General features: G+C 57.8%; 15 protein-coding genes. 12 read left to right on the top strand and 3 right to left on the bottom strand.

All coding sequences use genetic code 11. The annotated features are described in order from the left end of the window. Positions 1–20: 20 nt before the first annotated feature. The gene (locus Z945_RS0101765) at positions 21–683 is read left to right on the top strand and encodes an arylesterase (RefSeq protein ID WP_025050404.1); all 663 of its coding nucleotides are present in this window, start codon (positions 21–23) and stop codon (positions 681–683) included. 30 nt (positions 684–713) lie between these two features. Here Z945_RS0101765 and Z945_RS0101760 read toward each other — a convergent pair whose 3' ends face one another. Beyond that, positions 714–920, bottom strand: a complete 207-nt coding sequence (locus tag Z945_RS0101760; RefSeq protein WP_025050403.1) for a cold-shock protein — start codon at positions 918–920, stop codon at positions 714–716. 282 nt (positions 921–1,202) lie between these two features. On the opposite strand from Z945_RS0101760, the gene Z945_RS0101755 reads away from it, so the two are divergent. From Z945_RS0101755 to preA, 3 genes are read left to right on the top strand one after another with little or no spacing between them, the layout of a single operon-like run. Further along, a complete protein-coding gene (locus Z945_RS0101755) occupies positions 1,203–2,534 on the top strand; it encodes an NAD(P)-dependent oxidoreductase (RefSeq protein ID WP_025050402.1) in 1,332 nt (443 codons plus the stop codon). A gap of 25 nt (positions 2,535–2,559) precedes the next feature. After that, positions 2,560–2,904, top strand: a complete 345-nt coding sequence (locus Z945_RS0101750) for a DUF1428 domain-containing protein (RefSeq protein WP_241434449.1) — start codon at positions 2,560–2,562, stop codon at positions 2,902–2,904. 11 nt (positions 2,905–2,915) lie between these two features. Continuing rightward, positions 2,916–4,220, top strand: a complete 1,305-nt coding sequence (gene preA / locus Z945_RS0101745; protein ID WP_025050400.1) for an NAD-dependent dihydropyrimidine dehydrogenase subunit PreA — start codon at positions 2,916–2,918, stop codon at positions 4,218–4,220. A gap of 2 nt (positions 4,221–4,222) precedes the next feature. Here preA and Z945_RS0101740 read toward each other — a convergent pair whose 3' ends face one another. Continuing rightward, positions 4,223–4,723, bottom strand: coding sequence for a hypothetical protein (locus tag Z945_RS0101740; protein ID WP_025050399.1), 501 nt, complete (start codon positions 4,721–4,723; stop codon positions 4,223–4,225). Positions 4,724–4,835: 112 nt separating this feature from the next. Then, positions 4,836–5,456 carry a TetR family transcriptional regulator C-terminal domain-containing protein gene (locus Z945_RS0101735; protein ID WP_025050398.1) on the bottom strand — a complete coding sequence of 207 codons (621 nt, stop codon included), beginning with the start codon at positions 5,454–5,456 and terminating at the stop codon, positions 4,836–4,838. 155 nt (positions 5,457–5,611) lie between these two features. Here Z945_RS0101735 and Z945_RS0101730 point away from each other — a divergent pair, with 155 nt between their 5' ends. The 8 genes from Z945_RS0101730 to Z945_RS0101695 all read left to right on the top strand — a co-directional run bounded on the left by Z945_RS0101730 (position 5,612) and on the right by Z945_RS0101695 (position 13,886). Continuing rightward, positions 5,612–6,862 (top strand): Zn-dependent hydrolase, encoded by a 1,251-nt coding sequence (locus tag Z945_RS0101730; protein ID WP_025050397.1) that lies wholly within the window; start codon positions 5,612–5,614, stop codon positions 6,860–6,862. A 55-nt stretch (positions 6,863–6,917) separates the two neighbouring features. Further along, complete coding sequence (locus Z945_RS0101725; protein ID WP_152541025.1) at positions 6,918–7,241, top strand: hypothetical protein; 324 nt, start codon at positions 6,918–6,920, stop codon at positions 7,239–7,241. Positions 7,242–7,323: 82 nt separating this feature from the next. Continuing rightward, positions 7,324–8,784 (top strand): dihydropyrimidinase, encoded by a 1,461-nt coding sequence (gene hydA / locus Z945_RS0101720; RefSeq protein ID WP_025050395.1) that lies wholly within the window; start codon positions 7,324–7,326, stop codon positions 8,782–8,784. After that, complete coding sequence (locus Z945_RS0101715) at positions 8,784–9,602, top strand: ABC transporter ATP-binding protein (protein WP_025050394.1); 819 nt, start codon at positions 8,784–8,786, stop codon at positions 9,600–9,602. The genes hydA and Z945_RS0101715 overlap by 1 nt, the downstream gene beginning before the upstream one ends. 63 nt (positions 9,603–9,665) lie before the next feature. Then, positions 9,666–10,586, top strand: a complete 921-nt coding sequence (locus Z945_RS0101710; protein WP_025050393.1) for an ABC transporter permease — start codon at positions 9,666–9,668, stop codon at positions 10,584–10,586. Further along, entirely contained in the window at positions 10,583–11,425 is an 843-nt protein-coding gene (locus Z945_RS0101705) for an ABC transporter permease (RefSeq protein WP_025050392.1), read from the top strand. Before Z945_RS0101710 ends, Z945_RS0101705 begins: the two co-directional genes overlap by 4 nt. A gap of 70 nt (positions 11,426–11,495) precedes the next feature. Continuing rightward, on the top strand, positions 11,496–12,488 hold the full coding sequence (locus tag Z945_RS0101700; protein WP_025050391.1) for an ABC transporter substrate-binding protein: 993 nt from the start codon (positions 11,496–11,498) through the stop codon (positions 12,486–12,488). Between the two features lie 240 nt (positions 12,489–12,728). Then, complete coding sequence (locus tag Z945_RS0101695; RefSeq protein WP_025050390.1) at positions 12,729–13,886, top strand: hypothetical protein; 1,158 nt, start codon at positions 12,729–12,731, stop codon at positions 13,884–13,886. Positions 13,887–13,889 lie beyond the last annotated feature (3 nt).

Here is a 13,889-nt window from a genome sequence, read left to right as displayed (position 1 = left end):
CATATGGAGTGACAGACGGGATGCGCAAGGTAGTGATGTCTATTGTTTTAACTTTGGCCGGAGCGGTTTCGAGTTTGGCCAGTGCAGCGCAGGCTGATGAGGTGGTGATCGCAGCTTTGGGTGACAGCCTGACGCAGGGCTACGGACTGCCTGCGGAAGAAGGTTTTGTGCCGCAATTGCAGGCCTGGCTGGATGCGCAGGGCGCGGATGTGCAGCTTATCAACGCGGGCGTGTCGGGCGATACCACAGCCGGTGGGCTGGCACGTGTGGGCTGGACGCTGACGCCCGAAGTGGATGCGATGATCGTGGCGCTGGGCGGCAATGACCTGTTGCGCGGGTTGCCAGCAGCGCAGGCGCGGTCAAATATCAGCGGTATTCTTACGGCGGCGCAGGACGCAGATGTCGAGGTGTTGCTGGTGGGCATGGAAGCACCGGGCAATTACGGCGCGGACTATAAAACGCAGTTCGATGCGATCTATCCAGACCTCGCAGCCGAGTTCGACAGTTTGCTTTTCAGCAGTTTTTTTGCCGGGCTGACAGAAGAGGGCGAAACCGCTGACCTATCGCAGCTGCGCGACTATTTTCAGGCAGATGGCGTCCACCCCAATGCCGAAGGGGTGGCGCTGATCGTGGGCCGAATGGGACCATCGGTGCTTGAGCTGATCAAAGCGGCAGGCGACTGATCCCGGACGCCATGCCTGCGCCACATGGCCCTAGGCCAGTGCGATATTCCCCGCGCTTTGGCGCCCATCACGCCCGGCTTCCAGATCGTAACTGATTTTCTGGTTATCCGCCAAACCCGTCAAACCAGCACGCTCCACCGCCGAGATATGCACGAATATGTCATTACCGCCGCCATCCGGCGCGATAAAGCCGTAGCCTTTGGTGGTGTTGAACCATTTTACTGTTCCAGTCGCCATGATCACTCTCCCTTGATCAGGTGGCCGCGTCTTGCGTCACCCCTACCTGCCGCGATCCTGGCCGAAGGCGCACCTGAGGGGCAGGTCGGCTCAAGATGAATTGCAAGGCAATTTTATTCAGCCGGCTATTCAATCTGAAAATCAACTGATTCTGCGCCGTGCCGCCCAATACCGAAGCAAAAGCGCCCAAAATTTCACGAATTTGAAATAATTTTACCAGTTGATAAAAAAATGAAACCGTGAGAGCGTTTCACTATAGCAAGTCAGCAAAGGGCCAGCGACATGGGATCAGACGTTTTTCAGCCGGGCATTTCGGCGGGCCGGTTAGACCCGGAAAGCTATGATACGCAGTTTGCAGATTTGCATCCCCGGCTTGAACCGCATGAGGCTTTGGTCGCCGCTGATCGTTGCTACTTTTGCCACGACGCCCCCTGCATCACCGCCTGTCCCACGGATATCGACATCCCGCTGTTTATTCGTCAGATCGCGACAGGCACGCCCGATGCGGCGGCCAAAACGATCCTGAGCCAGAACATCATGGGCGGCATGTGCGCGCGGGTCTGTCCGACAGAAACGCTGTGCGAAGAGGTCTGTGTGCGCGAAGTGGCCGAGGGCAAACCCGTGCTGATCGGCCAGCTTCAGCGCTATGCAACGGATCATTTGCAAGAACAGGGTGTGCATCCGTTCTCCCGTGCGGCGGCCACTGGCAAAACTGTTGCCGTCGTCGGCGCGGGGCCAGCGGGTCTGGCTTGTGCGCACCGGCTGGCGATGCTCGGCAATGATGTGGTGGTATTGGAAGCTGCGGACAAACCCGGCGGGCTCAACGAATTCGGCATCGCGACCTACAAAACCACGGGCGGTTTTGCGCAGGCCGAAGTGGAATGGTTGCTGCAGATCGGCGGGATCAAGATGCAGTACAACGCCGCGCTGGGCAGAGATATGACTTTGGCGCAGCTGCAGACGGATTATGATGCGGTCTTTCTTGGCATGGGGCTAGGTGCGGTGAACGCACTGGGAACCGAAGGCGAAGACAAAAGCGGCGTGACGGATGCTGTCGATTTCATCGCTGATCTGCGTCAGGCCTCGGACGTCGCTGCAGTGCCCATCGGGCGCGACGTGGTTGTGATCGGCGGCGGTATGACGGCAGTCGATGCGGCGGTGCAAGCGAAACTGCTGGGTGCGCTCAATGTGACGCTGGTCTACCGGCGCGGACGCGACCGGATGAATGCAAGTGTGTTTGAACAGGATCTCGCAGCAAGCAAAGGGGTGCGGATCGTCACCCACGCGGTCCCCGTGGCGGTGCATGGCAATGGTGCTGTGCGCGAGATGGAATTTGAATATGTCGACGATGCGATGAAAGGCACTGGCCAGATTTTGCGGTTGCCCGCAGATCAGGTGTTCCGCGCGATTGGACAGCGGTTGGTTGACGGTGATTTGCCGGAGCTGGCGGTGAACAAGATCAAAGTGGACAGCGCCGGGCGCACCAGTGTCCAAGGCATCTGGGCCGGGGGCGATTGCGCCAGCGGCGGCGACGACCTGACCGTGACAGCGGTGGCCGAAGGGCGCGATGCGGCGATAGATATTCATGCGATGTTGACGGGCGCTGCGGGATGAACCGCCGCTATAAAGGAGCGATTTGATGTATGTAATGAGCTTTGTGGCCGCAGTACCAACCAACAAAAAAGAGGCCTATCAGACACATAGCCTATTAGCAGCACAGGTGTTCAAAGAGCACGGAGCGCTTCGGGTGGTGGAATGTTGGGGCGATTTCATTCTGCCGGGCGAGGTTACCTCCTATCCCATGGCAGTCGCGGCCAAAGAGGGCGAGACGATTGTCACCGGCTGGCAGGAATGGCCGGACAAGGAAACCGCCCATGCCAATATGGACAAGGCCATGCAAGATCCGCGCATGGCCGATATGGAAATGCCGTTTGACGGCAAACGCATGATTTTTGGCGGGTTTGAAACCCTTGTGGACGCGTAGGAGCCCCTGAAATGGCTGATCTGACAACCAACTTCATCGGGATCACATCCCCAAACCCGTTCTGGCTGGCCTCTGCGCCGCCAACGGACAAAGAATACAACGTTCGCCGTGCTTTCGAGGCAGGCTGGGGCGGCGTGGTCTGGAAAACGCTCGGCTCTGAAGGGCCGCCGGTGGTGAACGTGAACGGGCCACGGTACGGCGCAATTTATGGCGCGGATCGCAGGCTGTTGGGCTTGAACAACATCGAGCTGATCACGGACCGGGATCTGCACACCAATCTGGAAGAGATCAAACGGGTCAAGGCAGATTATCCTGACCGGGCGATCATCGTGTCTATCATGGTGCCCTGCGAGGAAGAGGCTTGGAAGGCCATCCTGCCGCTGGTCGAGGACACAGGCGCGGATGGCATTGAGCTGAACTTCGGCTGTCCGCATGGCATGTCCGAACGGGGTATGGGGGCTGCTGTGGGGCAAGTGCCCGAATATATCGAAATGGTCACGCGCTGGTGCAAGCAGTATTATTCCAAGCCCGTCATTGTGAAACTGACACCGAATATCACGGACATTCGCAAGCCTGCAGCAGCAGCCAAGCGCGGTGGTGCTGACGCGGTAAGCCTGATCAACACGATCAATTCAATCACCTCGGTCGACCTTGATTCCATGTCACCCGAACCGTCGATTGATGGCAAAGGATCGCATGGCGGCTATTGCGGCCCGGCGGTCAAACCCATCGCGATGTCGATGGTATCAGAGATCGCGCGCGATGCTGAAACACGGGGGATGCCAATCTCGGGCATCGGTGGCGTAACGACATGGCGGGATGCAGCGGAATTCATCACACTTGGGTGCGGCAACGTGCAGGTCTGCACGGCGGCGATGACCTATGGCTTTAAGATCGTGCAGGAGATGATCAGCGGGTTGTCAGAATGGATGGACGAGAAAGGTCACACAAGCATTCAGGATTTCTGCGGTGCCGCTGTGCCGAATGTCACAGATTGGCAGTACCTGAACCTGAATTATGTCGCTAAGGCGGTGATTGATCAGGATCTATGCATCTCATGCGGGCGCTGTTTTGCGGCATGCGAAGACACCAGCCATCAGGCGATTGCCATGTCCGACGACCGTACCTTTAGCGTGATCGACGAGGAATGTGTCGCCTGTAACCTGTGTGTGAATGTCTGCCCCGTCGAAAATTGCATCTCGATGGAAGCGATGGCTCCCGGCGCGACCGATCCGCGGACGGGGCGGGTTGTCCAGCCAGAGTATGCCAACTGGACAACGCATCCAAACAACCCATCTGCGCGGGCGGCAGAGTAAGGTCAGGCGGCCGTTTCATTCCGTTTCAGGAAAGGCGATGTTGGCAGCGGATCAGGCAATTCCCGTGCTGTTTCCGATTTGGGAAGCTCCAGTGGAGGCTCTGGCTCTGCATCTTCGGAAGTGCCATCCTTGACAGACGCCGCATCGCGTCGCGCTTCCATCCGGCTAATGGCTGTTTGGCTGAAGACATCCTGCTCCGCCTCCGCCTGTTCGGCCACCTGCGCCGAAACAACTGATGATGGATCTGCATCGGTTGGCGTAACCAGCCCGGACTTCCCAGCAGGCTTTTGCTGAGCGGCAGCGCCGCCCGCCCCGGCACCCGTGCCGGAATAGGATGTCGGCGAACCGCTTTGGTTATCTGTGCCGCTTTGGGTGAAAGGTTGAACCGCTGTCGGTGCCGTGCCCGAAGGTGGTGATGTCTCTGCCCCCGCCGGGGCTTGCCCACCGGAGTTTGAGGGCGGCTGTAGCGGCGCGAAGGGATTAGTCAGTAATATCGTACTCATCTCTGCTCCATTCATGTGTTGGAGCCCGCCACCCTCTCTTGGGATATTGAAAGGGCGTGAACCAGAGGTTAACGCCGAAGCCGCATTTTAGAAGACAGTTAACGGCTGTGCGTCATTTCTGTTTGAGCAAGGCACCGAACATCGCCTGCAAATGATCAGAGGCCTGGGCGTGGGTGCTTTGCGTATCGCCCAGCAGCACATCGACCTGCGTTTCAAAATCCGCATAATGCTGGGTGGTAGCCCAGATCGAAAAGATCAGGTGTTGCGGATCAAGCTGTGGCAACCTTTTTTGGGCAACCCAATCGGAAATCAACGCACATTTTTCGTCAAAAAGCGGTTTAAGATGTCCGGTAAGTTCCGGCCCGATGCGCGGTGCCCCTTGCAGGATTTCACCTGCAAACAAACGGCTTTCACGCGGCAGATCGCGGGCCATGTCCAGTTTGCGCTGCACATAAGCAAGGATTTCCGTGGCAGGATCGCCATCGGCGTTCATCTCGACCAGAGGATCAAGCCATGTTTCCATGAGTTTGCTGAGCAATGTCACATGAATGTCTTCCTTGCCGCTGAAATAATACAGAATGTTAGGTTTGCTGAGCCCCGCCTCTGCCGCGATTTCGTCAAGCGTCGCGCCGCGGAAGCCTTGGCGGGAAAAGACTTCGAGTGCTGCATCAAGGATCAGGCGTCGGTTACGTTTTTGAATGCGACTGGGTTTCTTGGCGGATGCGTCTGACAAGCGGTTCTCCGATGGTTTGCCTGATTTGCAGGCAGGTGTGCAGGCCTCTGCGCTTGTGATAAAAGCAGTTCTTGACAGAGACCAGCCTAACCGCAATCGTGGCTTTACCAAATGGTAAAAATTTACGCCCGAAGCCCGCCAGAAGGAGCCAGCCGATGTCCGCACCCGGAGAGAACCTGAAGATCAACCCGGATCGTCTGTGGGACAGTTTGATGGAGATGGCCAAGATCGGTCCCGGTGTGGCGGGTGGCAACAACCGGCAAACGCTGACCGATGAAGATGCAGAGGGCCGTGCCCTGTTTCAAAGCTGGTGCGAGGCTGCGGGGTGCAGCATGGGTCTGGATCAGATGGGCAATATGTTCGCCCGCCGCGAGGGTACGGACCCTGATGCATTGCCGGTCTATGTGGGCTCGCATCTTGATACGCAGCCGACGGGCGGCAAATACGATGGCGTGCTGGGAGTGCTGGGCGGATTGGAGATTATCCGCACGCTGAATGATCTGGGCATCAAGACCAAGCATCCAATTGTGGTGACAAATTTCACGAACGAGGAAGGCACGCGTTATGCGCCTGCAATGCTGTCGTCGGGTGTCTTTGCAGGCATCCATACGCAGGACTGGGCCTATGGCATTGAGGATGCGCAGGGCAAAACCTTTGGCGATGAGTTGAAGCGCATTGGCTGGCGGGGCGAGGAAGAAGTGGGCGCACGCAAGATGCACGCGTTTTTTGAGCTGCACATTGAGCAAGGCCCAATCTTGGAAGCTGAGAGTAAAGACATTGGCGTGGTCACGCACGGTCAGGGGTTGAGTTGGACTCAGGTCACAGTCATGGGCAAGGACAGTCATACCGGATCAACGCCGATGCCGATGCGCAAGAATGCAGGGCTGGGCATGGCGCGGATTTTGGACAAGGTGGATGAAATCGCCTGGAGCCATGCGCCGCATGCGGTGGGCGCTGCGGGCCATATCGACGTCTACCCGAACTCGCGCAACGTGATCCCCGGCAAGGTGGTCTTTACGGTCGATTTCCGCTCGCCCGACCTGAGTGTGATCGAAGACATGGAAGCGCGGTTGCGCGTTGAAGGTCAGAAGGTTGCCGATGACATGGGGCTTGAGGTTGCATTTGAAAAGGTTGGCGGATTTGACCCTGTCGCCTTTGACGAAGGGTGCGTTGGTGCTGTCCGCGCGGCAGCAGAGCGGTTAGGGTATAGCCACATGAACCTGATCTCCGGTGCCGGGCATGATGCATGTTGGATTAATCGCGTGGCACCGACGGCGATGGTGATGTGCCCCTGTGTTGATGGCTTGTCGCATAACGAGGCCGAAGAGATTTCCAAAGACTGGGCGATGGCAGGGACTGATGTTCTGTTGCACGCGGTGGTAGAGACAGCAGAGGTTGTCGGGTGAGACGTTTTCTTGTGAAGAAAGCGGCACGGAAATTTTTGAAATTTCCGGGTGGCGCATGATCAAGCCGGCGCTTTCTATTGGTGAACGCATTGACGCTTTGCTGGATGCGGAGATCAGCGAGGCGCTTGGATCGGATGATCGCGTGACACGGCGGACGGCCGCAGATTTTGAGGCGATCCGGCGCAAGCCCCGGGAAGTGGAGGTAAACTTTTCCGGCGGAATCACCCAGCGGTGCTGGTCTGTCTCGCGGGGAGACAGGACCTACCGGGTGGTTTATTTGCCCACGGCGGGATATTTTTCGCTTTGCGTAGAGAGCGATTTCGGACCGTTGGATATTGGCGTGCATGGGCCGGCGCTGGGATGTTTCGGATCGGTGTGACGGCTGCGGATGTTGACTGGGGCTCTGCCCCAGACCCCGCGGGATATAAGGCCAAAAAGAGAAAGAAGATGGGAGCAATGTGATGAGCAAGGTGATCAAGGGCGGGCAGGTTTGTACGGCGGACCGGACCTGGAAAGCGGATGTGCTGATCGAGGGCGAGAAGATCGTACAGATCGGCGAAGACCTGAAGGGTGATGAGTATATCGATGCGGAAGGGGCCTATGTGATCCCTGGCGGGATTGACCCGCATACCCATCTTGAGATGCCGTTTATGGGCACCACCGCGGCGGAGACATTCGAGACCGGCACCTGGGCTGCGGCTTGTGGCGGGACGACGATGGTGGTGGATTTTTGTCTTCCGGGGGCAGATGGGTCGATCAAGAACGCGATCAACGAATGGCATCGCAAGTCCGCGCCGCAGATTTGTTCGGATGTTGGCTATCACATGGCCATCACGGGGTGGGACGAGAACGTATTCAACGAGATGAAAGACGCCGTGGAAATGGGGGTGAATTCCTTCAAGCACTTCATGGCTTACAAAGGTGCCTTGATGATTGAGGACGACGAAATGTTTGCGTCGTTCAAGCGCTGTGCTGAACTGGGTGCGCTGCCGATGGTGCATGCGGAAAACGGTGATCTGGTCGCCGAGTTACAGCAGAAGTATTTCGATCAGGGGATTACCGGACCGGAGGGGCATGCCTATAGCCGTCCGCCGGAGCTTGAAGGCGAGGCGGCAAATCGGGCGATTACGATTGCGGATACGGCAGGCGTGCCGCTCTATATCGTGCATGTATCTTGCGAGCAGACGCATGAGGCGATCCGGCGGGCACGTCAGAAGGGGATGCGGGTATATGGTGAGCCGCTGATCCAGTTTTTGACGCTCGATGAGAGCGAGTATTTCAACAAGAATTGGGATCACGCGGCACGGCGCGTGATGTCACCCCCGTTCCGGTCAAAGGACCATCAGGACAGTCTGTGGGCCGGGTTGCAGGCGGGGTCTTTGCAAGTTGTGGCGACGGACCATGCGGCATTTAATACCGAGCAGAAGCGCGCGGGGCGCGATGATTTCCGGATCATTCCGAACGGCTCGAACGGGTTGGAAGAGCGGCTTTCCGTGCTTTGGACCGAGGGTGTTGAGACGGGCCGCCTGACGCCGAACGAATTTGTTGCGGCGACCTCGACCAATGTGGCGAAGATCCTGAATATCTATCCGCGCAAGGGTGCGATTGTAGAGGGGGCAGATGCGGATATCGTTGTCTGGGATCCGAAGATCACCAAGACCATTTCGCCCGCGAACCATCATTCTATCCTCGATTACAATGTTTTCGAAGGGTTCGAAGTGACGGCAAATGCGCGGTATACGCTGTCGCGCGGCGATGTGATCTGGGCATGGGGTCAGAACAGCCAACCTCAACCGGGGCGGGGCAAGTTCATTCCGCGTCCGGCGTTTCCGTCGGCGAATGTGGCGTTGAGTAAGTGGAAGGCCTTGACGAGCCCGAAGATGATCAAGCGTGATCCGTTGAACATTCCGGCGGGGATTTGATGCAAGTACAGAAGGTTCAGGCAATTGAGGACACCCATCGCGCGGCCAGTGTGATTTCGGCGCAGGGTTTGAACCTTACCTTTCAGACCAACGATGGTCCGGTCCATGCGCTTCGGGATGTGAACCTCGAGATAGAGCAAGGCGATTTTGTTTCATTCATCGGCCCTTCGGGATGTGGGAAAACAACGTTCCTGCGCGTAATGGCGGACCTGGAGCAGCCCACGGGAGGGACGGTCACCGTAAACGGTGTCAGCCCGGAGGAAGCGCGAAAGAACCGCGCTTATGGCTATGTGTTTCAGGCGGCCGGGCTCTATCCGTGGCGTACGATTGGCGGGAACATCCGGCTGCCGCTTGAGATCATGGGGATACCCAAGGCGGAGCAGGCCAAGCGTGTGGAGCGGGTCCTAGAGTTGGTGGATCTAGCCGGGTTCGAGCGGAAGTTTCCCTGGCAGCTTTCAGGCGGGATGCAGCAGCGGGCGAGCATCGCGCGGGCGCTGAGTTTTGATGCGGATATTCTGCTCATGGACGAACCCTTCGGGGCGCTGGATGAGATTGTGCGGGATCATCTGAACGAGCAGTTACTCAAGCTTTGGGCGCGGACGGAAAAGACGATTGCTTTTGTCACTCATTCGATCCCGGAGGCGGTGTATCTGAGCACCAAGATTGTGGTGATGAGTCCCCGTCCGGGGCGGATTACAGATGTAATTGAAAGCCCGCTGCCCAAGGAGCGGCCCTTGGACATTCGCGACACGCCGGAGTTTCTGGAGATAGCGCACCGGGTGCGCGAAGGGTTGCGGGCGGGACATCAGGATGAGTGATGTGGTGAGCGCTGGCTGCGGCGTGTCGGGTATTTGGAAAAGGGTGAAGCCGGGGGTGTGGTTTTGAAATCGATCCTGCCAGTTCTGACTGTGATCGGTGCAATTTTGCTGTTTTGGCTGGTCGCCGTGGTGCCGATGAACATGCATCTGGTGGCGGACCAGGCGCAGCGGGATGGGTTGAAGGTGACGCCGGACGCACCTGCCGCACGGCAGGAGTATAGCGGGACAGGGCTTGCGCTGCGCAACCTGCATCTGGTGCCGCTGACCTATTCCTTTGTACGGCCGACTTTGCCCGCGCCGCAACAGGTTGCAGGCGAGATGTATGCGACGATCATCGACAAGAAGATCACCTCGAAACGGTCGTTGATTTACCATGGGTGGGTGACATTGGCACCCACGCTGCTGGGTTTTTTCATCGGGACCGGGCTGGGTATCTTGCTGGCAGTTGGCATTGTCTATTCACGCGTAATGGACCGCAGCGTGATGCCTTGGGCGATTGTCAGCCAGACCATACCTATTCTGGCGTTGGCCCCTATGGTGATCGTGGTGCTCGGGTCGATGGGCGTGCAGGGGTTGTTTCCGAAATCGCTGATCGCGGCCTATCTGTCATTCTTTCCTGTCGTCGTGGGCATGGTAAAGGGGTTGCGCAGCCCGGATGCGATGCAGCTTGATCTGTTGCGGACCTATCATGCGTCGAACACGCAGGGGTTCTGGGCACTGCGGTTGCCTGCGTCGATGCCCTATCTTTTCGCCTCGCTTAAGATCGGGATTGCGGCCTCTTTGATCGGGACCATCGTGGCCGAGTTGCCGACAGGGGCCAAGGCGGGCTTCGGTGCGCGGATGCTGGTTGGGGACCAATATGGCCAGCCGCTTGTCTCATGGGCGGCCTTGTTTGCCGCGGCGCTGACAGCGGCGGCGTTGGTGGGGTTGTTCAGTTTGATTGAGCGGATGACATTGAAACGGATGGGGATGCAGGCGGCATGATGTTGGCAGTTGCAGCAGCAGTCCTATGGGCGTTGGGATGGTGGGTGAACGTGCGGTTGGCCAATGGTCCTGCATCAGACAAGCCAGCCGTCAAGGTGTTGATCCCTGCGATATTCGGACTGACCATTGTGGTGGTTTGGGAAATGCTGGTGCGCGGCTTCGAGGTCAATCCGGTTCTGCTGCCTGCCCCCTCCGCCATTCTGGGGCGATTGGCTTCGGAGGGTCCCCGGCTCTGGGCCGACTTCGAGCAGACGATCGTGAAAGGCGCGATGACAGGCTACCTGATCGGGGGGCTGGCGGCGCTTGGCACGGCGATCCTCGCGGATCGGTCGGATTTCCTGACACGGGGCATCCTGCCGGTGGGCAGTTTCATGGCGGCCCTCCCGATTGTCGGCATTGCACCTATCTTCGTAAAATGGTTCGGCAGTGATTGGGAAAGCAAAGCTGCGGTGGTGGCGGTCATGGTATATTTCCCGATCCTTGTGAACACGGTCGCCGGGCTGCGCGATACGGGCTCGATGCAGCGCGACCTGATGCGGACCTATGGGGCGGGCTACTGGCCAACGCTTATGAAGCTGCGGTTGCCAGCAGCCATGCCATTCATCTTCAACGGGCTAAAAATCGCGACAACACTCGCGCTGATCGGCGCGATTGTTGCTGAATTTTTCGGCTCTCCGACTGTTGGTATGGGCTTTCGTATCTCAACCAGCTTTGGCCAGCTTGCGCTCGACATGGTCTGGGCCGAGATTGTGATTGCGGCCCTCGCGGGCAGTGCGTTTTATGGCGCTATGGTACTGATCGAAAAGCGGGTGACGTTCTGGCATCCGTCGCAACGCTAGACATGCAGAGATAACCAAGACCTCGCTGAGCGGGGCGATACGACAACCAATAAGGGGAGACGACAAGATGATGAAGAAAATGATGATGGCAGCGGCGTTTGCTGCCGGAGCGGGCGGCGTGCCTGCCTTTGCAGATGAAGCGAACGAAGTAACGCTGCAGTTACAGTGGGTTACGCAAGCACAGTTTGCGGGCTATTACGTGGCCAAGGATAAAGGGTTCTACGAGGAGGAAGGTCTGGATGTGACCATCCTCGCCGGTGGTCCTGACATCGCGCCACCACAGGTGCTGGCAGGCGGCGGGGCCGATGCCATGCTGAACTGGATGCCGTCAGCACTGGCGGCACGCGAAAAGGGCCTGCCCGTCGTGAACATTGCCCAGCCATTCAAGACGTCCGGGCTGATGCTGACCTGCTGGAAAGACACGGGCATTACCGGACCACAGGATTTCAAAGGCAAAACAATCGGCGTTTGGTTCTTCGGCAACGAGTACCCCTTCCTGTCCTGGATGTCTCAGGAAGGCATCTCAACTGACGGAGGCGACGATGGCGTGACAGTGCTCAAGCAGGGTTTCAACGTCGATCCGCTTTTGCAGCGCGAGGCCGATTGCATCTCGACCATGACGTATAACGAATACGGCCAGGTTCTGGATGCGGGTGTGAACCCCGACGAGTTGGTGACTTTCAAGTACGAAGAGCAGGGCGTCGCCACGCTTGAAGACGGCATTTATGTACTGGAAGAAAACCTGTCGGACCCGGCGTTTGAAGACAAAATGGTCCGCTTTGTGCGCGCCTCCATGAAGGGGTGGAAGTACGCGGAAGAGAACGCGGAAGAAGCCGCAGGCATCGTACTCGACAACGATGAAACCGGTGCCCAGACCGAGGCCGCTCAGGTCCGCATGATGGGCGAGATTGCAAAGCTGACCGCAGGGTCGGACGGTGCTCTGGTCGAAGCGGATTATCAGCGGACAGTGGATACATTGCTTGCCGGTGGTTCTGATCCGGTGATTTCCAAGCAGCCAGAAGGGGCTTGGACATCAGCGATCACGGATAAGGCGCTGAACTAAACGACCCACAGAGTGACGAAGGGCCGGTGCACTGCGCCGGCCCTTTTTTGTTGCGGTCTTTCTCCAGCCCGGAACCGGGGATAAAAACGCTGGAAGCGGTCAGATCGTTCGAAGACAATTCCTGAAACGCCGGACCCACGTTTCCATTCCATTCTCGCAAAATAAATCTTGCCTGACACAGCGGCTTCGCTGAATATTTAGAGATTGAACACATGCAAATTTGTCGGGGAAAACTAAATTATGACGCTCAGCATCAGTGATAATGCGCCGGACACCGCCCAGAACCTTGGTGCGATCACAGGTGCGGGCTCCGCCACGCTTTCTACATATGACATCACAAGCCTCACGCAAGATCCGATTGACGTGTTCCGCGTCACCACGAGCGGCAGCGTCGCGTCTCTGAGCTTTTCGTTCTCGATGACAACAGACCTCAGTAACCTGTCTGAGTATCTGCAATTCATCGCCTTTATCCCGATCTCCGGTTTCGAGACTGCGGAGGAGATTACCTATGCCACCGGCAGCGACCCCTTTTTCGAAGCGCTGCTCGAGGATAATTTTTTAGTCGGATTGGGCACCCCTTCGCCTATCACTCTGGACATTACGCCGGGGGCCGACGCCGTGTTTTCGATTGCTGCGGTCGGGTATGACTATGACAACACGACTTCCCTCGGCGGGTTTGGCAACTTGCCCAACATGCCCGATATACCTGAGCTTGCGACCGACGAGATTGAGGTGCCGGGCCTGGTACCCATGGAATACTCCCTTTCCGTAGCCTTTGGCTCAGATACGGGGGGGAGCGACAATGGGGGTGGTTCAGAAGGCGGAACTGGCGGCGAAACAAGCGGCACCATTTTTGATCTTGCCTCGGCCTTTAGTGCTGCGGCTCTCGCGAACCTTGTCGATTTTGGCGGCAATGCGCTGGGTGCGGTGGAGGATTGGGTCGAGATCGGCCGCTCTGATATACAGGGGGATGGTGACATTGAGGTGGTGATGATCAATGAAGTACTGGGCCGATGGGCGACATTGGGCATCACCGAAGACGGTACCATTGATTTCAGCGCCAACAGCACCGGTGGCGATACCCGAGTTGTCGGCACCTACGAAGATCCGCTGGTCGCATTGGGGCAGGTCATCGCGGGTGGGCCAAATGACAGCCAGACGCGGTTTGCCAATGACATCGCAACGGGCAACCTCGGATCGGTTCTGGGGGCTGGCGACTATGACGCGGACGGATTTCAGGAAGTCTATTTCGGACTGAAGGACGCAACAGCAGTGCTGCATGCCTATATGCATGCGGACGGGAATATCCGGTACGCGAACTATCAGTCCGAAGCTGATCTGGGCGCGTTCATGCAAGCCAATGGTATCGCGGCGAACGTTTATGACAGCTGGATTTAGGGT

The sequence above is a fragment of the Sulfitobacter noctilucae genome (genome assembly GCF_000622365.1).
In the GTDB taxonomy this organism is placed as follows: Bacteria; Pseudomonadota; Alphaproteobacteria; order Rhodobacterales; family Rhodobacteraceae; genus Sulfitobacter; species Sulfitobacter noctilucae.
Note: the sequence above shows the minus strand (reverse complement) of the source record. Positions and strands in the feature narration are given on the sequence as shown.